Origin of the sequence: Cohnella sp. GbtcB17 (genome assembly GCF_019091135.1) — a bacterium.
Taxonomy (GTDB): Bacteria; Bacillota; Bacilli; order Paenibacillales; family Paenibacillaceae; genus Cohnella.
Genome location: NZ_JAGXJW010000020.1, coordinates 63,345 through 87,642 on the forward strand (window position 1 = coordinate 63,345; position 24,298 = coordinate 87,642).

Annotated in this window: 20 protein-coding genes and 1 pseudogene; 18 read left to right on the forward strand and 3 right to left on the reverse strand. The window is 62.8% G+C overall.

Annotated features, from left to right (window positions below; translation table 11 throughout):
* The 14 genes and pseudogenes from KVT38_RS13100 to KVT38_RS13165 all read left to right on the forward strand — a co-directional run.
* On the forward strand, positions 1-441 hold a 441-nt coding region (locus KVT38_RS13100; RefSeq protein WP_254639200.1), incomplete at its 5' end, for a methyl-accepting chemotaxis protein.
* 47 nt (positions 442-488) lie between these two features.
* A complete protein-coding gene (locus KVT38_RS13105) occupies positions 489-911 on the forward strand; it encodes a chemotaxis protein CheW (protein WP_217594171.1) in 423 nt (140 codons plus the stop codon).
* A 12-nt stretch (positions 912-923) separates the two neighbouring features.
* Positions 924-3,080, forward strand: a complete 2,157-nt coding sequence (locus tag KVT38_RS13110) for a chemotaxis protein CheA (RefSeq protein ID WP_217594172.1) — start codon at positions 924-926, stop codon at positions 3,078-3,080.
* Positions 3,081-3,109: 29 nt separating this feature from the next.
* Positions 3,110-4,645, forward strand: a complete 1,536-nt coding sequence (locus KVT38_RS13115) for a methyl-accepting chemotaxis protein (RefSeq protein WP_217594173.1) — start codon at positions 3,110-3,112, stop codon at positions 4,643-4,645.
* 16 nt (positions 4,646-4,661) lie between these two features.
* Positions 4,662-5,453 (forward strand): CheR family methyltransferase, encoded by a 792-nt coding sequence (locus tag KVT38_RS13120; protein ID WP_217594174.1) that lies wholly within the window; start codon positions 4,662-4,664, stop codon positions 5,451-5,453.
* 37 nt (positions 5,454-5,490) lie between these two features.
* Positions 5,491-6,561, forward strand: coding sequence for a protein-glutamate methylesterase/protein-glutamine glutaminase (locus tag KVT38_RS13125; protein WP_217594175.1), 1,071 nt, complete (start codon positions 5,491-5,493; stop codon positions 6,559-6,561).
* A 340-nt stretch (positions 6,562-6,901) separates the two neighbouring features.
* On the forward strand, positions 6,902-8,908 hold the full coding sequence (locus tag KVT38_RS13130) for a PAS domain-containing sensor histidine kinase (protein ID WP_217594176.1): 2,007 nt from the start codon (positions 6,902-6,904) through the stop codon (positions 8,906-8,908).
* 26 nt (positions 8,909-8,934) lie between these two features.
* On the forward strand, positions 8,935-9,648 hold the full coding sequence (locus KVT38_RS13135) for a response regulator (protein ID WP_217594177.1): 714 nt from the start codon (positions 8,935-8,937) through the stop codon (positions 9,646-9,648).
* A gap of 121 nt (positions 9,649-9,769) precedes the next feature.
* Entirely contained in the window at positions 9,770-10,720 is a 951-nt protein-coding gene (locus KVT38_RS13140; protein ID WP_217594178.1) for a ring-cleaving dioxygenase, read from the forward strand.
* Between the two features lie 56 nt (positions 10,721-10,776).
* On the forward strand, positions 10,777-11,388 hold the full coding sequence (locus KVT38_RS13145; RefSeq protein WP_217594179.1) for a flavin reductase family protein: 612 nt from the start codon (positions 10,777-10,779) through the stop codon (positions 11,386-11,388).
* Between the two features lie 109 nt (positions 11,389-11,497).
* A complete protein-coding gene (locus KVT38_RS13150) occupies positions 11,498-12,511 on the forward strand; it encodes a DUF4917 family protein (protein ID WP_217594180.1) in 1,014 nt (337 codons plus the stop codon).
* Positions 12,512-12,805: 294 nt separating this feature from the next.
* Positions 12,806-13,906 carry a 3-phosphoserine/phosphohydroxythreonine transaminase gene (gene serC, locus KVT38_RS13155; RefSeq protein ID WP_217594181.1) on the forward strand — a complete coding sequence of 367 codons (1,101 nt, stop codon included), beginning with the start codon at positions 12,806-12,808 and terminating at the stop codon, positions 13,904-13,906.
* Between the two features lie 18 nt (positions 13,907-13,924).
* On the forward strand, positions 13,925-15,295 hold the full coding sequence (serS, locus tag KVT38_RS13160; protein ID WP_217594182.1) for a serine--tRNA ligase: 1,371 nt from the start codon (positions 13,925-13,927) through the stop codon (positions 15,293-15,295).
* Positions 15,296-15,611: 316 nt separating this feature from the next.
* Positions 15,612-17,341: pseudogene (locus KVT38_RS13165) on the forward strand (proline--tRNA ligase).
* A 91-nt stretch (positions 17,342-17,432) separates the two neighbouring features.
* On the opposite strand, the gene KVT38_RS13170 reads toward KVT38_RS13165, so the two are convergent.
* Positions 17,433-18,029 (reverse strand): TetR/AcrR family transcriptional regulator, encoded by a 597-nt coding sequence (locus KVT38_RS13170; RefSeq protein WP_217594183.1) that lies wholly within the window; start codon positions 18,027-18,029, stop codon positions 17,433-17,435.
* A 91-nt stretch (positions 18,030-18,120) separates the two neighbouring features.
* Here KVT38_RS13170 and KVT38_RS13175 point away from each other — a divergent pair, with 91 nt between their 5' ends.
* The 3 genes from KVT38_RS13175 to KVT38_RS13185 all read left to right on the forward strand — a co-directional run bounded on the left by KVT38_RS13175 (position 18,121) and on the right by KVT38_RS13185 (position 20,470).
* Positions 18,121-18,660, forward strand: a complete 540-nt coding sequence (locus KVT38_RS13175) for a hypothetical protein (RefSeq protein ID WP_217594184.1) — start codon at positions 18,121-18,123, stop codon at positions 18,658-18,660.
* Between the two features lie 98 nt (positions 18,661-18,758).
* Positions 18,759-19,853 (forward strand): glycosyltransferase family 2 protein, encoded by a 1,095-nt coding sequence (locus KVT38_RS13180; protein ID WP_217594185.1) that lies wholly within the window; start codon positions 18,759-18,761, stop codon positions 19,851-19,853.
* On the forward strand, positions 19,850-20,470 hold the full coding sequence (locus KVT38_RS13185; RefSeq protein WP_368859093.1) for a glycerol-3-phosphate acyltransferase: 621 nt from the start codon (positions 19,850-19,852) through the stop codon (positions 20,468-20,470). Before KVT38_RS13180 ends, KVT38_RS13185 begins: the two co-directional genes overlap by 4 nt.
* Before the next feature lie 254 nt (positions 20,471-20,724).
* Here KVT38_RS13185 and KVT38_RS13190 read toward each other — a convergent pair whose 3' ends face one another.
* On the reverse strand, positions 20,725-21,987 hold the full coding sequence (locus KVT38_RS13190; protein WP_217594186.1) for an MFS transporter: 1,263 nt from the start codon (positions 21,985-21,987) through the stop codon (positions 20,725-20,727).
* Between the two features lie 235 nt (positions 21,988-22,222).
* On the opposite strand from KVT38_RS13190, the gene KVT38_RS35185 reads away from it, so the two are divergent.
* Positions 22,223-23,047 carry a methyl-accepting chemotaxis protein gene (locus tag KVT38_RS35185; RefSeq protein ID WP_217594187.1) on the forward strand — a complete coding sequence of 275 codons (825 nt, stop codon included), beginning with the start codon at positions 22,223-22,225 and terminating at the stop codon, positions 23,045-23,047.
* Here the strand turns inward: KVT38_RS35185 and KVT38_RS13200 are convergent.
* Complete coding sequence (locus tag KVT38_RS13200; protein ID WP_217594188.1) at positions 23,035-24,171, reverse strand: lipocalin family protein; 1,137 nt, start codon at positions 24,169-24,171, stop codon at positions 23,035-23,037. The genes KVT38_RS35185 and KVT38_RS13200 overlap by 13 nt on opposite strands.
* Between the last annotated feature and the right edge of the window lie 127 nt (positions 24,172-24,298).

The window sequence follows — 24,298 nt, forward strand, 5'->3', positions numbered from 1 at the left end:
CTGAGCGCGGCGATGGGGGCGGCCCGCGCCGGCGACCGGGGTCGCGTCTTCGCCGTCGGCGCCGCCGAGGACCGCAAGCTCGCAGAGCGCAGCGGCGAAGCGACCAAGCAGATCTCCGCGATCATCAAGGAGATGCAGCGCAATACCGAGCGCAGCGTCGAGGCGGTCGCCGAAGGCGTGAGCCATTCGCGGGAGACGGGCGAAGCGTTCGAGCGCATTCTGTCGATGGTGTCCGCCACGGAGGACAAGGTCGGGGAGATCGCGGCAGCCAGCGAAGAGCAGGCTGCGCAATCCGACGAAGTCAAACGCTCGATCGAGAGCATCTCCGCCGCCAGCGAGGAGGCCGCGGCCGCTTCGGAGGAGACCGCGTCGACCTCCCAGTCGCTCGCGCAGCTCGCCGAACGGCTGCACGAGTCCGCATCCGTCTTCAAGATCGACTGACATGCCGCCGCGATTCGCGGAAGCCAACATAGAGGGGAGCATCGGCCATGACGGCGCAAGAACAGTACGTCGAGTTCGGCATCGAACGCGAGCAGTACGCCATTCGCATACAGGACATCCACGAGATCATCAAGATGCAGGACATCACGCATATTCCGGGCGTCATGCCGTACGTCAAAGGGGTCATCAATCTCCGGGGCAAGATCGTGCCGGTGCTGAGCCTGCGCGACCTGTTCGGGATGGAGGAACAGCCCTACACGAAGCAGACTCGTATCGTCGTCGTGAACCACGCCGTGGACACGGTCGGCATTATCGTCGACCGCGTCAGCAAGGTGACGACGTTCAATGATATACAGGCGCCGCAGGGACGCTTCGGCGGACTCGACGGACGGCTTTTCACGGGGATCGGACTGACGAGCGGCGGGTTGGTCGGCATCCTGCAGCTGGAGGAAGTTCTGCTTCAAGACTAGGGGGATACCGACATGCTGTCTGAATATAAAGAGGTGTTTCTGGAGGAGCTGGACGAGCAGCTTCAACTGATGGACGAGGTCATCCTGCAGCTGGAGCGGGATTGCGAGTCCCGCGAGGTGATCCAAAGCCTGTTCCGCGCAGCGCATACGCTGAAGGGCTCGTCGGCGGCCATGGGCTTCGAGGAGATGAAGCGCCTTACTCACCGAATGGAGCATCTGCTCGATCTGGTCCGTTCCAAGGAAAGGACGGTCACGCCGCCGTTGATCGACCTGCTGTTCCGGTCGCTCGACAGCCTGAAGCTGATGAAGGAGGACATCGTGACGCAGGACTGCATCTCCGTGGATGTGTCCGACTGCTTGCAGGCGCTCGAGCGGTTCGATTCGGAAGCGGGCGAAGCCGGCCGCGGGACGACGCCATCGGCGGAGCCGGAAGCCGGACATACGACTTCCGGAGCGACGACCAGGGCTGCCGTCTCCGCTTCCGGCTTCAAGCGGCCGGAGCTGTCCCTCTCGATTCGTCTTCATATGAAAAACGCGATCGGGCAGGGGCTGCGCCTGCACTGGGTGCGCGTCCGCCTCTCGCCGGAGTGTTTCATCCAGGGCGCGAGGGCCTACGTGATCCAGACGATGCTCGCGGAGTGGGGCGAAGTGCTTCTGGCCTCGCCCGATTACGAGAGCATCGGCGAGAGCGGCATGGACGCCCCGGAGTTGACGTATTTGTACGCGGGAACGCAGGCGTCGTCCGAGCTGGCCGCCATGACGGCCAATCTGGCCGACGTCGCGGGCGTTGATGCAGAGCCTGTGCTTCCCGAGGAGGCGGAGATGGACTATCGCGCGCACGGAGATGGGGAGGCTTCAACGGAGACGATGCCGGAGCCGGAACAAGACCCGACCTCGGCCGAGACGGCCGCGGCAGCCGAGCCCTCGATCCGGCAGCCCGCCGCGGCTCCGTCCGCGCCGCAGCCTTCCGCGGCGGTCAAGTCCAAAGCGCAGACGATCCGCGTGAGCGTCGAACGGCTCGACGATCTGATGAACCTTGTCGGCGAGCTTGTCATCGACCAGACGCGCATCCAGCAGGTCGCCCGCACGCAGCGTCGTCGCTTCCAGGACGATTCGGTCGGCGAGCTCGGACATATCGCGGACCATCTGTCGCGAATTATCGGCGATCTTCAGGAAAGCGTCATGAAGGCGAGGATGCTGCCGATCGAGCAGCTGATGGGCCGATTCCCGCGGATGATCCGGGATCTCTCCCGGGATCTCGGCAAGGAGCTCGAGCTGGTCATGGAAGGGCAGGACACGGAGCTGGACCGCACCCTCATCGAGGAGATTGCCGATCCGCTCATTCATCTGATCCGCAATGCCGTCGACCATGGCCTGGAGCTGCCCGAGATCCGGGAGCGGGCCGGCAAGCCCCGTCAGGGCGTCCTGCGCATCAGGGCCGCGCACGAGGACAATCAGGTCGTCATCTACGTCGAAGACGACGGCGCCGGCATCGACCCGGCTAAGATGCGGTCCTCCGCGGTCGGCAAAGGAATTATTACGCAGGAGGAAGCGGACGCCCTGAGCGAACGGGAGGCGATCGATCTGATCTTCCGCCCGGGGTTCTCCACGGCGCAGCGGGTGAGCGACGTCTCCGGCCGCGGCGCCGGCATGGACATCGTGGCCAGCCATATCGAGAAACTGAACGGCATGATCGATATCCGTTCGGAGCTGGGCCGCGGAACGTCGTTCAAGATCAAGCTGCCGCTGACGCTGGCGATCATCGTGGGGCTGCAGGTCAAGTGCAACGGCCAGACGTTGATTATCCCGATGAGCAATATCGCGGAGATCGTGCGCGTCTCTGCCGAAGAGATCCGAACCGTCCGTGGCCAGCCCGTCGTGCTGATCCGCAACCAGGTCATTCCGGTCGCGGATATTCGCGACAGATTCGGCGTCCCGGGGAATAACGACGGCCCGAAGCATATTCCGCTGGTCATCATCGGTTCGGCCGAGAAGCGCCTTGCCTTGACGGTGGACGAGCTTATCGGCAACCAGGAGATTGTCATCAAGTCGCTCGGCGCCTACATCGGCAAGGTGGACGGTATCGCCGGGGCGACGATCCTGGGCGACGGCAGCGTGGCTTTAATTCTTGAGATATCGGCTTTGTTCGGCAGGGCGACGGCTCGATAAAAGGTTAACGATAAACGGAGGGAACACCTATGAGATGGTTCGGACACTTGAAAATCTCCTTCAAACTGGGCATCGCCTTTGCGCTGATGGCCGTACTGTTAGTCTTTACCGGAACGATGGGGCTGAGTCAGCTGGGCAAAATGAACGGCGCGCTGGGCAATCTGTACAATAACAACCTGATCCCGATCGCAAATTTATCCGGCGCCCTGTCGCAGCACGAACTGATCAGAGTAAATATCCGCGACTACAGTACATTCGGCGATACCGCCGAGAAAAAGAAGCAATACGAAGACGTCATCATGGGAGCCAAGGCGGAGGTCACTCGCCAGGTCGACGTCTATCGCGGTACAAAGCTGACGGCTGCCGAACAAGAGCTGCTCCCTCAGTTCGACGCTGCCTGGCAGGCTTACCAAACCACGCTTCAGGAAGTGCTGGAGCTGGCAAACAGCGGGCAGCGCGAAGCATTCAAATCGCTGCTGCAGGGCGAGTTGAAGCCCCGGGGCGAGGCGGTATCCCAAAAACTTAAGGAGCTTGTCGCGCTGAATATCAAGATCGCGGGCCAAACAAGCGACAGCGGCGACAGCATGTACGCGTCGTCCCGCACGACGACGTTCGCCGTGATCGCGGCCGCCCTGCTGCTCAGCGTGGCGCTCGGCTTCTATATCTCGCGGCACATCTCCCGCCCGCTTCGCCAAACGGTCGAGCTGGTCGGCCGCGTGGCGCAAGGCGACCTGAGAGAGACCTCGGACATCGATACGCGGGACGAAGTGGGCAGTCTGGCCGCTTCTATCAATCGCATGATCGAGGATCTGCGGGTGACGGTCGGACGCATTCAGTTCTCCGCCGAAAACGTATCCTCGGCAACGCAGCAAATATCCGCGAGCACGGAAGAAATCGCAGGCGGCAGCTCCAGTCAGGCGAATTCCGCGCAAACGATGAACGAGCTGTTCAAGGAGCTGTCGGAGGCGATCGGCTCGGTCGCCAGAAGCGCGGAGCATGCCTCGGATCTGTCCAACGCGGCGATGGAGATCGCGCAGGACGGCAGTCGTGTCGTCGACGCTTCAATTCAGGGCATGAACGAAGTAAATGAGCAGATTTCCCGGCTGGCGCAGGATTCGGAGCAGGTCGGCGAGATCGTGTCGGTCATCGACGATATTGCGGAGCAGACCAATCTGCTCGCGCTGAACGCGGTGCGCAAGCTCGCCGAACGAAGCGGAGAAGCGACCAAGCAGATCGCGCAGATCGTCAAGGGCATGCAGGCGAACACGCGGCGCAGCGTCGAGGCCGTGGCCGGCGGCCTGGCCGGCTCCCGGCGGACGGGCGAAGCGTTCGGCGACATCCTCGCCAAGGTGAGCGAGTCGGCGGGACGGGTCGCCGAGATCGCGGCGGCGAGCGAGCAGCAGGCGGCGCAGTCGTCGGACATGATGGCGTCGATCGAGAGCATCTCCGCCGCGGCCGAAGAAGCGGCGGCCAGCAGCCAGGAGACGGCGGCGACCGCGCAGACGCTCGCGAGTCTCGCGGACGAGCTCAATGCCTCGGTCGCGATGTTCCGGACGGGCAAATAGAAAGGCGGAATGAACGATGGCAACGGCGAAGGCAGACGATCTCGATTTTGCGCAGTTCGTCGCGAAGCTGAAGGGCAGGACCGGCATTGATTTGCTGCAGTATAAAGAGGACCAGATGCGCAGGCGGCTCGCCACGTTCAGGGACCGGCGGGGCTGCCGTACGTTTTGCGATCTGTTCGATAGCATGCAACGGGACGCGGAGCTGTACGAGGAGTTTCTGGACCGCATGACGATTAACGTCTCCGAGTTCTACCGCAACGCCAAGAGATGGGAGGCGCTGGAGAAAAAAATCATTCCCGACCTGGCGGCGAGCCGCGGCAAGCTCCGCTGCTGGGGCGCGGCCTGCTCGACCGGCGACGAGCCGTACACGCTGTCGATCGTGCTCTCCGGCTTGCTCAAGCGGCATGAATACGAGCTTCTGGCGACGGACATCGACAAGACGGCGATCAAGAAGGCGCGGGAAGGCCTGTACGGGCCTTCCTCGGTCCGGGAGGTGCCGAAGCCGATCCTGAGCCGGTACTTCAAAGTGACGGGTGAAACGTACGCGGTATCCGAGGAGATCAAGCGGAGCGTCACGTTCAAGCAGCACAATCTGCTCGCCGATCCGTACGAGCAGGGCTTCGACCTTATCGTGTGCCGCAATGTGCTTATTTATTTTACGGACGCCGCCAAGGAGAACGTTTTCAGGAATTTCGCCAAGTCGCTGAACAAAGGCGGGTACTTATTTATCGGGGGGACCGAGCAGGTATTCCAGCCTGAACGTTACGGGCTCGAGACGACGGACGCCTTTTTTTACCGCAAGACGTAAGGACCGCTTCGGCGGAGAATGAAAGGAGAGGGACGCCATGGCTGCGATTCGGGTGCTGGTGGTCGACGACTCGATCTTCATGCGCAAGCTGATCAAGCGCTTGCTCGAAGAGGACCCGGCTTTGACCGTGCCGGGCGTGGCGACGAACGGTGCCGAAGCGGTTCGCATGGCCCAGGAGCTGAAGCCGGACGTCATCACGATGGATGTCGAGAGGCCCGGCATGAACGGCCTGGACGCGGTATCCGCCATTATGAGGTCGCGTCCGACGCCGATCGTCATGCTAAGCTCGCAGACGCAGGAGGGGGCGGCCGCGACCATCGACGCGCTGCGGCGGGGCGCCGTGGATTTTGTCGGCAAGCCATCGGGCTCCACCTCCTTTGATTTGTACAAGGTGAGGACGGAGCTGGTCACGAAGGTCAAGGCCGCCTCCAAGACGCAGAGGGCGGCGCTCAAGCCGCCGTCGGAGACGAATGCCGCCGCGAGGCGCGTCGCCGGGGCCGTCCGCGAGAATTCGCCGGGCTTCAAGTCGTTCGGCCAGATCGTCGCGATCGGGACCTCCACCGGCGGTCCGCGCGCGCTCGATGCCGTTCTGACGGCATTGCCGCCGGCATTCCCCTATCCGGTGCTGGTCGTGCAGCATATGCCTCCGCGATTCACCAAGTCGCTCGCCGAGCGCCTGAACGCCATTTGCGAGGTGCGCGTATCCGAGGCGGAGGACGGGGAGGCTTTGCGAGGCGGCTGCGTCTACATCGCGCCCGGCGACAGGCATCTGACGATCGCGGAGAAAAACGGCGCGTACCTCGTCAAGCTCACGGAGGAACCGCTGCGAAGCGGCCACCGTCCTTCCGTGGACGTGCTGTTTGAATCGGTAGCCCGCTTGTCCAGGCTTAAGCGCCATTTTGTCATCATGACCGGCATGGGGCAGGACGGCGCGAAGGGCATGCTGCTGGCCAAAGAGCTTGGGGCGGCCTCTACGATCGCGGAGTCGCAGGAGAGCTGCGTCGTGTACGGCATGCCGCGATCCGCGATCGAGCTAGGCTGCGTGGAGCATGTCGTGCCGCTCGGGCGCATCGCCGACAAGATCGTTCAAGTCACGGGCAAGGACTGATCGCGGCGGGAAGCCGGGATTCGAGCGTTTGCAAAAAGGGCAGTGCGCGTCATGGAAAATGGCGCCGCATCGCCCTTTTTGCGCGTCATTCATGGCCTGTCGGCATTCGAACGGCAACCTTGGGACGGCTGTGTTCGGAGCCGAGGGAAAAAAAGGAATTCCCTGTTTTGCGATTTTAAGCAAATGTTCAGTGGTTCGGACTAAACTAATGATGAGAAAATATCGAAATATAAAGAATGGTGTCGAAATTTGTTTGATACCCTTTGGTTTGTATTTCCAGTTAATAACTTGCCATCCTATTTTAGAATGTTGAAATTGGCGAACGAGGAAGGGAATGCTTGTGAAAAAATCGCCTATCGTCTCTCAGCGAGCGTCAGCCGCCCACAGAAACCGGTCCTACAAAAAAATGCCTCCCGCTTCGCTGGACCTTGAGCGAATCAAGATGCGCCGCATCATGGATTCGGTAGGCGTGGCGATGTGTTCGTACGAGGCAGAGACGGGGCGATGTGACTGTTTATCCGATTCCGTGCTGTCGGTTACGGGGTATGCCAAGGAACAACTGCAAGACATGCGCGCGTGGCAGCCAATTGTACACCCGGACGATTATGCCGTGTTTCTGGCGCTCGACCTCGCGGGCGCGGGGGCGAACGACTTGGAGTGCCGCATCTATCGCGCTGACGGGGAGCTGCGCTGGCTGAACGTCTGCGTCGCCTTTTCTTCGGACGCCGCGGGACGCCGATTGATTAACGCGGTCATTCGCGACGTTACCGAGGCCAAGCTTGCCGCGCTCGCTTCTTCGGCGGACGCCTCGCGAGCCGATGCAGATATGAGGGCCACGGCCGCCGGCGATGAAATGGATCTTCGATTGATCGACCAGAGCCCGGACGCCATCATTTTACATCGCGATTATCGGGTCATATACGCCAATCCGGCGGCGAAGGCGTTGTTCGGAGCGAAGGAGGAACTGACGGAGGCCAGAATCTTCGGAATGATCCATCCCGACAGTCTGGACCAGACGCTGGCGCGATTGTCCGGCGTATACCGCGACGCAAGCACGAACGCGCCCACCGAACAGCGGCTTGTGAGGGTGGACGGTTCGTTCGTGGACGTGGAGGCCATCTCGGGGCCCGTGCGGTATAAGGGAGAGATCGCGGCGATCTCGATCCTGCGCGACATTACCGAACGCAAGCAAGCGGAGCTTCTCCGGCTGGAGACCGAGCGTCTGGTCCGTGAGACCGGGAAGCTGTACATGCGCCTGCAAAATAGCCTGGACGGTTTCTCAAGCGCCATGTTCGGCATGGTCAAAGTGTCCGAGATGGAGGGACGTCTCGTCGAGGTTGTGCGGGAGGTGCTGATGACCGAGGCGGTCACGCTGCTGGAGGTTCGTCCCGACCGTCGCAGCGTCCTGCGCGCAGGAGCCCGAATTCCTCGCTGGCTGGCGAGAGCGTCCCGGGAGTGGAGCGCCGACCTGCCGCTGTGTCGTGTCGTCGATCGGCCGGAGGGCTACCTCATCCGGATCGGGGACATTCGCAGGTCGGCCTACGTGCTATGCGTGGGAGAGCGCCCCGAGCCGCTTCGGCTTGAGCAGGTCCGCATTTGGCTCGAGACGATCTGCCGCTATGCGAGCGTGCTGTATGACAATTTTCTGGTGATCGAGGATTTGACCCGGGAGGTGGAGATGGCATCGACGCAGGCTGCCGTGCCGTCCCGGCTGCTCCGGCTGCTGTTCAAGCTGAACGAGCACGAGCGCAAGCGGTTCGCCCAGGAGCTGCACGACTCGGTGCTGCAGGAGCAGATCGTCTGGTACCGCAAGGCGGAGCAGATGATCGCGGATCCGACGCTGGATCCGGATATGCGGGGCAAGCTTCAGGCAATCGCGGAGGGAATGCTCGACGTCATGTATCAGATCCGCATGACATGCATCGATCTGCGTCCGCCGATGCTGAAGGAAGCCGGGCTGGCTTCTTCGCTCGCGTCGCTGTTCGAGCTGACGCAGCTGCGCGCCGATTATACGATCGACTACCACCTCGGCGATATCGGGCAAGCTTTGTGCGAGGATCAGATGCTCGGCATCTACCGCGTCGTGCAGGAGCTGCTGGCGAACGCGTCCAAGCATTCGCGGGCGACGCTGGTGAAGATCTCGCTTGCGGCGTCCGCAAGCTCGATTCAATTGCACTATGAAGACAACGGCGTCGGCATGGACATCAAGAAAGCGGAGAGCGCGTTCACAAGCATGGGCGTATACGGCATGAAGGAGCGCGTGCACAGCATGAGCGGCCAGATTGTCTTCTGCTCGGCCCCGAACGACGGGCTCTCCATCAGCATCCGCATACCGGCTGCCGTCTAGGCCGGACTGCGACGGGAGGTTTTCACATGATAGAAGTGCTGACGGTAGACGACCATCCCTCGGTCATGGAAGGCACGAAGCTGCTGCTCGAGCAGGAAGGAGACATCCGCGTACGCTTCGCGAATACGGCCGCCGCGGCGATCGAGCTGCTGGAGCGGCTCCGGTTTGACGTGATCCTCGTCGATCTGCAGATGCCCGACATGAACGGGCTCGAGCTCTCGAAGCGCATGCTCGGCGTCCGGCCGGACGCGACGATCCTCATCTACACGGGCTTCGATTTCAAAAACCATTTTAACGTGATGGTCGAATCGGGGCTCTCCGGCTTCCTGCCCAAGACGGTGAACCGGGAGCAGCTCGTGACGGCGGTCCGGTGCGCGGCGCGGGGAGAGGTCATACTGCCGCTTGAATTGCTCAGGCAGCTCAGGCGCCCGAACGAGTCTCGGCCCGAGCCGCGCGGCGATCAGGTTCAGGCTTGCACGGTCGTGTCCGACAGGGACCGGCAGATTCTGACGGAGATCGCCAGGGGCAAGAGCAACAAAGAAATCGCGCAAACGCTCCTGATCAGCCAGCGGTCGCTCGAGTACGCGCTGACGGACCTTTTTCACAAGCTGAAGGTCAAATCGAGGGTCGAGGCCGTCATCAAAGCCGGCCAGCTCGGCATCGTGGACGAGGGAGAACACGACGCGGATCGGGGAGCCGACCTGTCATTCGTCGTGCATCCCGGCCTGGATGCGATATAAAGATCGGCTCGCCTAAATCCCCGCTTGCAATCGCGGGGAGGTTGCTGTATATTTATCTTAAATTAAAGATAAATAACTTAAAGATATGCAGGATCGCCGACAGGCGAAGGAGACGATAGCGATGACTCAGAAAACCGCAGGCATTCACCACATCACGGCATTCGTTCGCAACGCGCAGGACAACGTGGATTTTTACGCAGGCGTACTTGGGCTCAGGCTTGTGAAAAAGACGGACAACTTCGACGGCCCGGAGGTATACCATCTCTACTTCGGCAATGAGAGCGGGAGTCCGGGTACGGCGATTACGTTTTTCCCGTTCGAGCACGGTCGCAAAGGAGTGATCGGCGGCGGTCAGGTGGGCTGGTCGACGTTCGCGGTGCCGGTCGGCGCGCTCCCCTTCTGGGAAGGACGCCTCACGAAGCTGGGGATCGCCTATGAGCGGGCAACGCGATTCGGAGAGACATTTCTGCGATTCCGCGATCGCGACGAGCTGCAGCTCGAGCTGGTCGAACGCGAGCGAGGCGAGCCGAGCAAGTGGTCGTTCGGCGGCGTGCCGGCCGACAAGGCGATCAAGGGCCTCGGCGGCGCCGTCCTCTTCAGCCAGGCGCCGGACAAGACGATGGAGACGCTGCAAGGACTGCTCGGCCTCGAGCGGATCGGCGCCGAAGGCGGCCTCGTCCGGTTCCGCGCATACGGCGAGCTGGGCAACATCGTCGAGGTCCGCGAGGATGCCGTCCCCGGCGGCCATGGCGGCTCCGGCACGGTGCACCATATCGCCTGGCGCGCGAAGAACGACGAGGATCACCGCGTATGGCGCGAGCGGACGCTTGTGCACGGCTTTCAGCCGACGCCGTTTACCGACCGGCAGTACTTCAATGCCATCTACTTCCGCGAGAGCGGGGGCATTCTGTTCGAGATCGCGACCGATCCGCCCGGCTTCGCCCGCGACGAGCAGGCCGAGGAACTCGGCGAGCGGCTGATGCTGCCGGAATGGTTCGAGCCGAGACGCGCGGAGCTTGAGGCCGTGCTGCCGCCGATCGAGGTGCGCGTACTGGATGCAGACCGGACATAATGATCCGATGCCGCGCGGGCCGCGTACGACGGCCGCGACGAGGGGAGAGAGCAAACATGATCGAGATCGATCCGTCGGCCCAGACCGAACGGGACAACTACAAGCTCATGATCGGCAGCATCGTGCCGCGTCCGATCGCTTTGATGACCACGATGTCCGCCGACGGCGTCGTGAACGCGGCGCCGTTCAGCTACTTCAATATCGTGACCGCGAATCCGCCGATGGTGTCGATCTCGGTCCAGCGCAAGGGCGGCGTTCAAAAGGACAGCGCGCGCAACGCAGTGGCGACCGGCAGCTTCGTCGTTCACGTCACCGACGAGTCGAACGTAGGCGCCGCGAACCTCGCAGCGGCGAATTTGCCGCCGGAGGAGAGCGAGCTCGGCTTCGCGGGCTTCACGGCTGTGCCGAGCAGCGCCGTGCCCGTGCCGGGTCTCGCCGAGGCGAAGATCCGCATGGAATGCGTGCTCGAGCACGCCTATCCGCTGGGCGGAACGGCCGACGCGCCGGCCTGCGACCTGCTGATCGGACGCGTCATCCGCTTCCACGTCGCCGACGAGCTGCTCAGCGGGGGCAGAATCGACGCGCAGCTGCTGCAGCCGGTCAGCCGGCTGGCCGGCAATGCGTACGCGAAGCTGGGCGAAGCGTTTTCGCTGGAACGGCCGGAGTGAGGGAATAGAAGGCCGTCCGGAAGGCATGGCGCTTCCCTGTCTGGTATACTCGAATCAAAGCCCGGCATGCCGGGCACCCAGATTCCGAGGATGCCAGGGGAGGCGCCATATGTCTTTTCGCTACGAGATATATGCTTATCGGGATATTCAGGAAGCGCATACAGACGCGCTGCTGGCGGGCAACGGGCTGTCGATCTCCTATTCGCCGCGATTCAGCTACGGCTCGCTCTATCAAGCCGCGGCGCCGTTTATGGAGGAGACGGTGTCCGCGATCTTCGGGGCGCTCGGCACGACCAACTTCGAGCTGGCGCTGCGCGAGATCAACCAGGCGATCAGCCTGAACGGGCTCGTCGGCAACGACAGCGGCAGACTGCCGGGCCTGTACGCGGACATCCGCCATGCGCTCGTCCGGGTCGTTCAGCAGGTGCATCCCGAGAAGACGGACATCGACACGCCCGCCGGCGCGCCGGCCGCGGAAGGCCGCAGACACGGCAGGCTCGCCGAGCTGGGCGTGTCGCTTGCCCGGTTCGCCGCCATTTTCACCACCTCGTACGACCTGATTCCGTATTGGGCCATCATGACCTCGCCGTCTTCCTTCAAGGATTATTTCTTCGACTGCGTCTTCTCGTCCGAGGTGCCGGAGAAATACGCGGAGCGCACTCCGCTCCATTTCCTGCACGGCGCGCTGCACCTGTACACGGAGGACAAGCTCACGCGCAAGATCGTGGCCGAGAGCCGCCATCTCACGCTGCCGCGCACGCTCGACCAGCTGTACCGGAGCGGGGACGCAGTGCCGCTGTTCGTGTCGGAGGGGCTGAGCCGCCACAAGATGTCGCGCATTTTGGAAAACGAGTACCTCTCGTTCTGCTACGACAGCCTGAAGCGCCAGTCCGGCGGGCTCACGGTATTCGGCCTCTCCTTCGACGGGGACGAGCATATCGTCCAGGCCGTCCGGGAGTCGGCGCTAAGCCGCATCGCGATCGGCATTTATACGCCGGGCATGAGCCCCGAAGCGATCATGCTCGAGCAAGCCAGGTATGCGGGCAAGTTCGGAAGCGACAGAGAGCTGGTGTTTTTCGATTCGGCTTCGTTCGGAAACATGGGGGAGGGATCGGCCTGTTGACAATCCCGTCGGCCCTCCGTTAGAATAAGCAAACAATCGCAGATCGGAATCATGCCCGTGAAGAGCATCCAACTCGGAGGCGTTCCCGTCAAGAGCGGTCTGGTATCGCGAGATACCGCCGTATCCTAAGTTTACCGGCCCCGCCCGTTACCGCGGAACCAAGAGGACGAATCGCGCCCTGCGCGCCGGTTCGTCAAGTTGGGTGGCACCGCGAGCTGACGCTCCTCGTCCCAATTCGGACGAGGGGCGTCTTTGCGTTTTCAAACGACAATCTTGGGAAAGAGGCGATGGGAAATGGATCGGACGTACAACTTCAATCCGGGACCGGCGGCGCTGCCGCTCGAGGTGCTGGAGCAGGGACGGGACAGCTTTATCGAGTTTGCGGGACAGGGCATGTCGCTGATGGAAATGTCGCACCGCAGCAAGCCGGTGGAAGGGATGATCGCGGAGACGGAGCGGCTGCTGCTTGAGCTGATCGGCCTCGGCGATGCGGGTTATCGCGTGCTGTTCATGTCGGGCGGAGCGAGCGCACAGTTCGCTTTGCTGGCGATGAATTTGTTAGAGGCGGGCAAGGCCGGGCGTTACGTGCTGTCGGGCAGCTTTTCGGAAAAAGCGTATGAGGAGGCGCTAACGGTCGGAGCAGCGGAGGTGCTGGCGAGCGGCAAGGAGACGGGATGGGCGAGGTTGCCGAACCTGGAAGCGGCTTTGACGGGTCTGACCGAGGAAAATACCGCCTATGTTCACGTGACGACGAACAATACGATCGAAGGCTCGCAGTTCAAGACATTTCCGGACACGGGCGGCATTCCGCTGATCGGCGACATGACGAGCGACATGTTGAGCCGGGAGATCGACTGGAAGCGGTTTGCATTGTTCTACGCAGGCGCGCAGAAGAATCTGGGACCCGCCGGCGTCACGGCTGTCGTCATTCGCGAGGACCTGCTGGCGGCATCGGCGAAGGCGAAGGTACCTGCGATTTTCCGATATGCAACCTATGCGAGCAACAATTCGCTGTACAACACGCCGCCGGTGCACAGCATTTACATGATGAAGCTGATGCTGGAGTGGACGAAGCGGCAGGGCGGTGTCGCGGCGATGGAGGCGCGAAGCGCGGAAAAGGCGGCCTTGCTCTACGAGGCGATCGACGGGAGCGGCGGATTTTACGGCGGCATCGTGGAGAAGCCTGACCGCTCGGCAATGAACGCGACATGGAGGCTGCCGGACGAGTCGCTTGAGAAGGCGTTCGTGCAGGAGGCGCAAGCCGAAGGCTTCGCAGGACTCGCGGGTCATCGGAGCGTCGGCGGGATCCGGGCATCGATCTATAACGGCGTGCCGGTGGAGGCTTGCCGGGCGCTGGCGGCGTTTATGCACGATTTCCGGAAGCGGCGGGGCTGAGGGAGGAGGCTGGCAAGTATGCTGGATCTGACGTTTATACGCGAAAATGAGGAGCTGCTGCAGCGGACGGCGGATCGCAAAGGAATCGAGATGTCGATTCGCAAGCTGCTGGAGCTGGATGCGTCGCGCAGGTCGCTGCTGCAGGAGGTCGAGCGGCTGCGGGCCGAGCGCAACCGGCAAAGCGAGGAGATCGCGGCGCTCGTGAAGGCGCGGCGGGCGTCGGAAGGGAAGGATGGCGGAACAGCGGGAAAGTCGCAGCCTCCGATCGAGGCTTCGCCAGACGAAGCATCGGGCGAGGCGTACGAAGCGCGGGTCGATGAGGCAAAAGCGAAGGTGCGGGAAGCAAACGCGCAGCTCGCAGCGCTCGAGGCGCGGCTGGCGGAAGTCTCGGCCGCCTGGCGGTCGCTGCTCGAGCTCGTGCCGAATCCGGTATCGGCCGACACGCCGGACGGGAGCTCGGACGCCGACAATGTCGAGCTGCGACGGGTTGGCGAGGTGCCCGCATTCGCGTTCGAGCCGCTGGATCATGTCCGGCTCGGCGAGCGGCTCGGCCTGATCGACGTGGCGCGCGGCGTGAAGCTCGCGGGTACGCGCAGCTATGTGCTGAAGGGCATCGGGAGCCGCCTGCACCGCGCGGTGCAGCAGCTGGCGATGGACGTGCTGGAGCGGCGGGGCTTCACGCCGCTCGAGCTGCCGGCCATGATGCGCGGCGAGGCGTTCGAGAACACCGGATTTTTTCCGACGGGACGGGACCAGACCTTCGCGTTGGCCGAAGGCGACAAGTATCTGATCGGCACGTCGGAGGTCGGTCTGGTGTCGTATTATGCGGGCGAGACGGTGAACCTGGAGGAACCGATCCGCCTTGCGGCAGCGACGCCATGCTTCCGAAGCGAGGTCGGCTCGGCAGGGCGAGACGTACATGGGCTGTACCGGGTGCATCAGTTCGCCAAGGTCGAGCAGGTCGTGGTATGTCGCGGCGAGGCGGCGGAATCGGATGCGATGCTGGGGGAGATTACGGCCAACGCCGAAGAAATCTTGCGGCTGCTCGAGCTGCCGTACCGCGTCGTGGCGGTGTGCATCGGAGACATGTCGCAGAAGACGCACAAGCAGTACGACATCGAGACGTGGATGCCGAGCCGCGGCGCATACGGGGAGACGCACTCGTCTTCGAACGTGCTGGACTTTCAGGCGCGCCGGGCGGGCATTCGCTACCGCGACGCGGACGGAACGCTGCGCTACGCGCACACGCTCAACAATACGGCGGTCGCCACGCCGCGCATTCTGATCCCGCTGCTGGAGAACCATCAGCGGGAGGATGGCTCGGTTTACGTGCCGCTGGCGCTGCGGCCTTACTTGGGCGGCGCGACAGAAATTCGGACCGACGCTTGACATCGATCCGTACTTCGCGTAAATTATTTGACAATTCACGCTTTTATGATCACAACGGCGAAGATACAAGGAAACGACCGTCCACCATCGGCGGCGCAGAGAGGAAGCCCAAGGCTGAGAGGCTTCTCCGACCGAATGGACGATTCCCGCCTTGCGAGCCGCAGCGAGGAAGCTACAGTATTCGCTGCCGGGGCGCTGCCCCGTTATCCGTGAAGGATCGATCGGCCCTGCCGATTCGGTCGAATTAGGGTGGTACCGCGAACGCTTTCGTCCCTGACGAGGCGTTCTTTTTTTATTTTCCGGGAGGTGTCGGATCATGTATCAGTCTGCTTTGTTCGCCCCGACGATGCGGGAGGTTCCTTCGGATGCCGAAGCGGCCAGCCATCGTTTGATGCTGCGCGCGGGGTTCATTCGTCCGGTCGCGTCGGGCGTCTACACGTTTCTTCCGCTGGGCTGGCGGGTGCTCCGCAACATCTCGGCGATCGTGCGCGAGGAGCTGGAGCGCGCAGGCGCGCAGGAGATGCTGATGCCCGCCTTGCAGCCGGCGGAGCTATGGCGAACATCGGGGCGGTACGCGGCGTACGGGCCCGAGCTCATCAGGTTCAAGGATCGCGGCGATCGGGACTTCGTGCTGGGACCGACGCATGAGGAGGTCGTCACTGCGCTGATCGCGGACGAGGTGAATTCGTACCGACAGCTCCCGATGACGTTATACCAGATTCAAACCAAATTCAGGGACGAGCGGCGTCCGCGGTTTGGACTGCTGCGAGGCAGGGAGTTTCTGATGATGGATGCCTACTCGTTCGGTGAAAATGAAGAAAGCCTGGATGCGGCATACGAGGACATGTACGAGGCCTATGAGCGGATTTTCGCGCGCTGCGGATTGGAGGTCCGGGGCGTCGAGGCCGATTCGGGCGCGATCGGCGGAGAAGGCGGTTCGCACGAGTTCATGGCGATGGCCGACGTCGGCGAGGATACGATCGCTTTTTGCGCGTATTGCGGATATTCGGCGAATTTGGAGAAAGCCGAGGTCGGAAGGCGGGAGAGCGAGAGGCGAACGGATGCTGCGAAAGAGGGAGCGGCAGCTTCGCCGGAGCTCGTTCATACGCCCGACGCGCGAACGATCGAGCAGTTAGCGGCGGCGTTGGGCGTAGCGGCCTACGAGACGATCAAGACGCTCCTGCTGGTCGCGGACGGGAGCGCGATCGCGGTCGCGATTCGCGGAGATCATGAGGTAAACGAGATCAAACTCAAGCGCCTGCTGGGCGTGGAGACGCTGGAGATGGCGGATGCGGCGACCATCGCATCGCATGCGGCTGCTCCGGCAGGCTTTCTCGGTCCGATCGGATTAGACCTGCCGCTGTGGGTCGACTTCGCAGTGGCGGATATGGCGGCAGGCATAACCGGCGCGAACCAAGCGGAGTACCACCTGCGCGGCGTCGTGCCAGGCCGCGATTTCTCGCTGGCGCGGGTGGGCGATCTGCGCAACGCGGAGGCGGGCGATCCCTGTCCGCGCTGCGCGGAAGGCCGGCTCGACATGCGCAAAGGCATCGAGATCGGCCATGTGTTCAAGCTGGGAACGAAGTACAGCGTTCCGCTGCATGCGGACTTCGCGGATGCGAGGGAGCGTCGTCGCCGATCGTCATGGGCTGCTACGGCATCGGCATCTCCCGCATGATGTCGGCCGTCGCGGAGCAGCATCGCGACGAGCGGGGCTTCCGCTGGCCGGTGGCGGTCGCGCCTTTTCAGGCACATATCGTGCCCGTATCCTGGAAGGATGCGTCGCAGCGAGCGCTTGCGGAAGAGCTATACCGGACGCTTCAAGCGGGCGGCGTCGACGTGCTGCTCGACGACCGGGACGAACGCCTCGGCGTTAAGCTGAAGGACGCCGATCTGTTCGGCATCCCGAGTCGCATCGTCGTCGGCAAGCGCGCGGGAGAGGGAGTCGTCGAGTATGCGGAACGCTCGCAGTCGGGAGCCGAAGCGATCTCCGCGGCGGATGCAGCCGAGCGCAGCAGGCAGCGGGCGGCAATGACGCTTCGTTAGGCCATATGGGACCGGCTACTCGCAGCAACTCGCATAGATCCTGCCCGGCTCGGACAAGGACATCCGTTCAAGCGTCTGGTTCGCCTGTGCGCTATTCGGCTTTGAACAGCCCGTCCAGATGCGCGGATACGATCCGCATCAGACCGGCGGGCTCCAGATGCTCGGCGTAGGTCGTATAGTGGACGACCAGCCCGTCGGCGAGCGCATGCAGCCGGCGGGCCTCGAGCTCCGGATCGATGCCGGGCCGGGCGAGGCCCTGCTCGCACAGGTCGGCGATCATGCGCTTGAAGCCTTCGTACAGCGCCTCGTGAACTTCATGGCTGAGCGCGCGGATCGCGGGATCGGACACCGCCTTGCCCGCGAACGCTAGCCAGACTTCGGATTCCGCGAGGCGCTCTTCGTCGAGCGGGGCGAGCTGCGCGATGATCAGCTCGATGTCCGTTCGCGCATGTCCGGTCAGCGGCAGGGCGTCGATTCGCGCGCGGACCCGCCCGATGAGCAGACGCATCGCATAGGCGAGCAAATCATGCTGCGCGTCGAAGTAATGCCGCAGCGCGCCGAGCGTCAGGCCGGCCTCCTCGGCGACTCTTCTGACGGATGCGCTCTCGATTCCCTCGCGCCGGACGAGGCGCAAGACGGCTTCAGCGATATGCTGTTTTCGTTTCTCATGATCGACGATTTTAGGCATGTCCTTATTATAATACGATTGTATTATTAAAAAAAGCTGGTATAATCGAGCTTAATTAATACAACTGTATCGTAAAAGGGAGGGGCTTGCGTTGATCGGCGTCATCATCGGCTGCGAAATCGCTTTTTGGGTGTTCATTTTGGCGGGGCTGACGTGCCGTTATCTTCTTAAATGGAAAAAGACCGGCTCCGCGCTGCTCCTGCTGACGCCGGTCGTCGACATCGTCCTGCTCGCGGTGACGGTCGCCCACTTGAGACAGGGTGCCGAAGCGACGTTTGCGCACGGGCTCTCTGCGGTGTATATCGGCGTCTCGATCGCATTCGGTCATGCGATGATCCGATGGGCCGACGAACGCTTCGCCCATCGGTTCGCCGGTGGCGCGGCGCCGAAGCCCAAGGCGAGATTCGGACGCGAGCATGCGCGGCAGGAGCGCCTCGGCTGGTTCAAGCATTTGCTCGCTTGGGCGATCGGCTGTCTCTGTCTGGCCGGCATGATCTATCTCGTCGACGACGCGAACAGCACAGATCAGCTCGTCCAGATCATCCGGCTCTGGTCGGTCGTACTCGGCATCGACTTTTTGATCAGCTTCAGCTACACCCTTTCTCCCAAAAAAGAGAAGCGCGAGTCCTGACCGTCCCGCGCCGGATCCCGATCATCTTTTCCCCTGCCCGCTAATAGGATGAGATAACGGCGCATAGGCCGAATCATCGGGCGAAGGGCGGGAGCGGCATGTGGATATGGCTGGCGTTTATGGTTCCGGCGTGCGCCGCGGGCTTTGTCCTTTTCCGAAGAAATACGATTCCGCAGGCATCGTCGCAGTCTTCAGACGCATCCCGGCTGTCGGTCGTCATTCCGGCCAGGAACGAAGAGGAAAACTTGCCGCACCTGCTCTCGTCGCTCCGCGCGCAGCGCTATAGGCCGTACGAGATCATCGTCGTCGACGACGGTTCGACGGACCGGACAGGCCCGATTGCCGAGGCATATGGCGCGACGCTCGTCCGCGGTCTGCCGCTGCCGGAAGGCTGGACGGGCAAAAATTGGGCGGTGTGGACCGGCTATTTGCGGTCGACGGGCGACCTGATCGCGTTTCTGGATGCGGACGTGCGGCTGGCGCCGGACGCGCTCGGCGCGCTGGTAGAAGCGAGGTCCCGGACGAGCGGGGTCGTCTCCGTCGTTCCTTACCATTACACGGAAAAGCTGTACGAGCGGCTGGCGCTGGTTCCGAACCTGCTCGGCCTGTTTGCGTTTACTTCGCCGTTCGAGCGGACCAATCCGCAGAAGGGGCTGTACGGTTCCTGCATCCTGACTTCGCGCAAGGATTACGATCGGGCGAAAGGACATGAGGGCGTAAAGGCCGAGCTTCTGGACGACTTGACGCTCGGGGCGCGGTTCGCCGAAGCCGGCGTGCCGGTCACGAACTTTATCGGCCGCGGTCTGGTGTCGTTTCGCATGTATCCGGGCGGAATTCGCAGCGAGGTCGAGGGCTTCGGCAAAGGCGCCGTGCAAAGCACGGGCAAGCTCGCCAAGCCGACAGTGCTGCTCGTCGCCTTGTGGCTGGTCGGTTTAATTTGCGCCGAAGCCGCGCCATTTGTCCTTCATACGGCCGGAGCGCCCATATGGGCGGCCGGCTATTTGCTGTACACACTTCAGATTTACTATTTCGCCCGGCATATCGGGCGCTTCGGGCTTTGGCTGCCGGCGCTTCATCCGCTCAGCACGGTGTTTTTCCTGTATATCATGCTTTACTCGTCGTATCGCGTCCTGTTCGTCGGACATGTGCCTTGGAAAGGGAGAAAAATCCGCGTCGGGGGCGATCGCAAGTGACGGCGCTCCTCTGGTCGGCGGCGCTGTTCCTGTGCGGCTCGCTCATGTTCTCCTACTGGCTGGGCCTCGCGGCGCGCAGCAACCTTCGCGAGATCGGCGACGGCAACCCCGGCGCCCTGAATTTGTGGCGGGCAGCCGGCTTCGCTTACGGCCTCTTCGGCATTGCGCTCGATTTCGCCAAAGGCTTCGCGCCCGTCGCCTTCATGCTCGCTTCAGGGCGCATGCCGGGGTACGCAGCCGCCGCCGCTTCCTTGATGCCCGTGCTCGGGCATGCCTTCTCCCCATTCCTGCGGGGAAGAGGCGGCAAAGCGATCGCGACCACATTCGGCGTCTGGTGCGCGCTCTCGTTCGAGGGCGCGCTCGCCTATGCGGTCATCCTCGCCATCCTGCTCTTGGGCGGCCGTCTGACGCGCGGCACAAAGAAGGCGTCCGCCGAAGCGGACGCCTTCCAGGTCGTGCTGGGAATGCTGCTGCTGTTCGTCTACGCGCTCGCCCGGGCGTTCCCGGCGCCGATCGCGGCATTTTCGCTGACGAATGCGCTGCTGCTCGCCTTTACGCATCGGCGCGAGCTGCGGCGGTTGGTCGCGCGCAGGGGAGCGGATCGCATGCGTCGCTGACATGCGGCTCCAGGTGCGCCATGCTACCAAGGTGGCACGCGCCTGGCGGAGATAGCGGCACCGCGTGCCGCTAATGCCCACATTGGCGCGCGGCATGGCGGGCTAGCGGCACCGCATGCCGCTAATGCCCACAATGGCACCGCGCATGGCGGAGATAGCGGCATCGCATGCCGCTAATGCCCACATTGGCACCGCGCATGGGCGGAGATAGCGGCACCGCATGCCGCTAATGCCCACGTCGCAACGGAAGCGCCTTAGGCGCTCGTCTGCGCCATGCCTTCGGCGGCGTGCACCGGCGGGCGCTGTCTGACGATCGCCAGCATCGCGAACGTGCCGATCAGGAACAGGGCGCCGGCCGCCGAGAAGATGATCTCGAGCGGGAAGGACTTCTTGAGCGCGCCGGCTGCGGACATCGAGATGACCATCATGCCGGTGAACATCGGGCTCAGCACGCCGTTGACGCGGCCGATGATCGTCGGCTTGGACCACTTGAGGATCATCGTGCTGATGCCGATGTGGATGCAAGGGAAGACGAGGCCGTTGATGAACTGGACGACCAGCGTCAGCGGCACGCTCGTGGAGTAGCCGACGATTACGGTGCAGACTGCGCCGAAGAACATGCCTGTAGCAAGCAGCGCTTGCGGCGGCACCTTCTGGGCGAACGCCGCGACGAGTCCGCCGCCGATGAGCATCGCGCCGCCGCTGACCATGAGCATGTACTGGAGGAAGTCCTCCGGCTTGCCGAGCCGCTCGGTGACGACGAAGAGGTTGAGCGCCTGGGCGGTACCGACGGCGAGGCCTGCCAGAAGGAAGGCCAGTCCGAGCATGCGAAGCACGGGGCTCTGCCAGACGTAGCTGAAGCCTTCGACGAATTCTCGGCGGAAATGACTCTGCGCCGCATTGCGTTCCTGCGGCAGGTCGGCGGGCAGCCGGACGAGCACGGTCGCGGACAGCAGGAACGCGACGCCCATGACGGCGATCGACGTCTCCAGCCCGAAGCGGCTGTAGGCGAACGTGCCGAGCATCGGCCCGAGCACCATGAAGATGGCCATCAGCGACTGGAAGATGGCCATGCCCTGCTGCATCTGGGCTTCCGGCACATGCTGCTTGAACAGGCGCATGCCGGACGGCTGGGAGAACTGCGACAGGATGGCGGATATAAACGTGACGAGATAGACGGCATGCCATGTGCCGAAGTGAATGCTGAGCAGCACGACGAATACCGAGACGGCGGACAGCAGGTCGCACCAGACCATCGTGCGCTTCGGCCGCCAGCGGTCGGCGAAGGTGCCGCCGATGAACGAGAAGACGAAGATCGGGGCGAACTCGGCCACGCTGATAAGCGAGATGGCGTAGGGATCGTTGTCCGTCTTGGCCGCGACATACAGCAGGATCGCGAAGTTGCGGACCCAGATGCCGATTTGAAGCAGGACGTTGGACAGAAGGATCGTTTGCAGGAAGCGGCTCGACAGCAGGCCGGGCGGCTTTCCCGTTGCGGCAGGGGATGCCGGATTCATGGGTTCATACACTCCTTAATCTTGGGGGGCGTTCATAGCTTGGCAGCCGGTTTTCACAAAGTAAACGCTTAAACGGCCCGCTTTGTTGCTCGATTTTACCATACCATACGTTTGCTGCGGACATTTCTTTTGGATTGCTCTATTTTTCGCTTTCAGCGCGCTTTCCTCACTTCATTTCCGGCTCCGGTCTGACGACATACAGGTTATATTCTCTTACACAAGGAGTCATGCCCCGATGCCGACGATGCTGGAGCACGTATTAGCCGCCATTCCCGTTTACAAACAAAGCTACACCGACGAACCCGTCGTGATCGTGGTCGATCGGACCGAGGTCGTTCATTTCGAGAAAGCTTCGTTCTACCCGTCCGGCATCCCCGAAGGTACGCCGGTGTCGGCACTGCAAGGGACGGTCATCGTCAAGGCGCTCGAGCTGGGCGAGCGCGTCGTGGAGGAGCGGGACGCTTCGCGGTTCGGCATCGCCTACCTGTCTGTGGCGAGCCCGATCCGGGAGAACGGCGAAGTCGTCGGGGCGATCGGCTTCATCGTTCCGAATACGCGGCTGGATTCGCTGCGCGCGAGCGCGACCGAATTGTCGGGCGTCATCGAAGAATTGTCGGCGACGGGGCAGGAGATAACGGAGGCGGGCGCGCATATCGCGGCGCGGCTGCAGGAGCAGGCGGCGGAGTCGGCGCAGCTGCTCGAGCGGCTCAAGAAGGCGGGCTCCGTGCTCGCTTCGGTGAAGGAGATCGCGGAGCAGAGCCAGCTGCTCGGCCTGAACGCGGCGACCGAAGCGGCGCGCGCCGGCGAGCAGGGGCTCGGCTTCGGCATTGTGGCTACGGAGATTCGCAAGCTCGGCGATTACAGCAAGGCGGCCGTATCGCAGATCACCGAGCTGTTCCGGTCGATGGAGGAGAGCATCCGCGCGATGGACCGCACGGTCGGGGAAATCGCCAAGGAGTCCAAAGCAGCCTCTGCGGGCATGGACGAATTCGGCAGCGCCTTCGCGCATATCGCGGAAGTTGCCGGGCAGCTATCGGACGCGGCCAACTACGGCAAATAACGAGAGGGCATCGGCGTTGTCCGCGCGGTCTGCGGGTACCCGACCAGCTCCATAAAGCCGTACCCCGCGATTCGCGCGGACGCTCCGCCGCCGTCTTGCTCGTCGCCTTCGAAGGCGACGACGCCTTCCCAGATCGCCCGCAGCGGCCCGAGCACGGGCATCTCCTGTCCTTCCAGAAGCGGGACGACGCGAAGCGTCATGCCATAGTCGGGCAGCGATATCGTCCAGGCGACCGGATAGTCGGCGCCCGTCTCCGCGCTTTTCCAATGTCTCAAAGGTCTGAGCGATACCCGATCCGACGGTGCCGTCGATCCGTCAAGCCGGATGAGCCTGGCTTCGGTACGCGTTTTTTCGTCGGCTGCGGAATCCCCGCCGGCCGGCCGCAGCCGGCTGACGAGCAGCTCGCGACCGTCGGCCAATTGCAGACCGAACCAATCCCAACCCTCGCCCGCCAGCAATCCGTAGCTGCGTCCCCACTGATGATCGAACCAGCCTTCTCCGCGAAGCTTCTCCGCGCGGCCTTCTTCGTACAGTTCTCCATACACCCGGCTTCGCGTCTGGGAATAATAGCGCAGCCCGTTGAGCCCGCCGGTCTCGTCGATGACGGATAGGGGCTTGCTTGGCGCGAACTTCAGCCGCAGACGAGCCGTATCGGTCTCCAGCTTCAACTCGAAGTCCGCTTCGCCATCGTCCGCGAACGTCATCCGGTTAGTCCCGTAGGCGAGTCTGGTCGGCCGGGCGCCGACGGACGACGACGGCATATAGCGATGCGGCGGCGGCAGGGCGTTCACGAGCAGCCGGCGGTAGATGTCCCACGTATGTTCGTCGGACGGATGCGCCAAGAGATAGGCCGGCAAGTAGACGCCCGCCATCTGGACCGCGAGCGAGCGGTCGAGCTCGGAGCGGCTCTCGAACCTCGCCCTGTCCAAGCGGACGAGCGAGTGGATGATATAATGCCCTTTGGGAGCCGGCCATTCTCCGACGCGGAAAAATGAAGCCATGACGGCGTACCTCCCGCCTCTGCTCCCGGTCAGCAGGGCGTAGCAGTACCACCATTCGACGTTGGACGACGGATGGGGGCCTGCGTCCTTGGGCAGCGTGATGAGACCGGAGCGGCCGATCATAAGTCGCACCCGCTTTGCTTTTTAACCAACGTATGTGGGCGTTTGGGCGGGGGTGAATGGCGTTTGACGGCTGAAGCGCTGCATGTGGGGAACGATGGCGGTAGTATTCTTTCGACGGTACGATTTA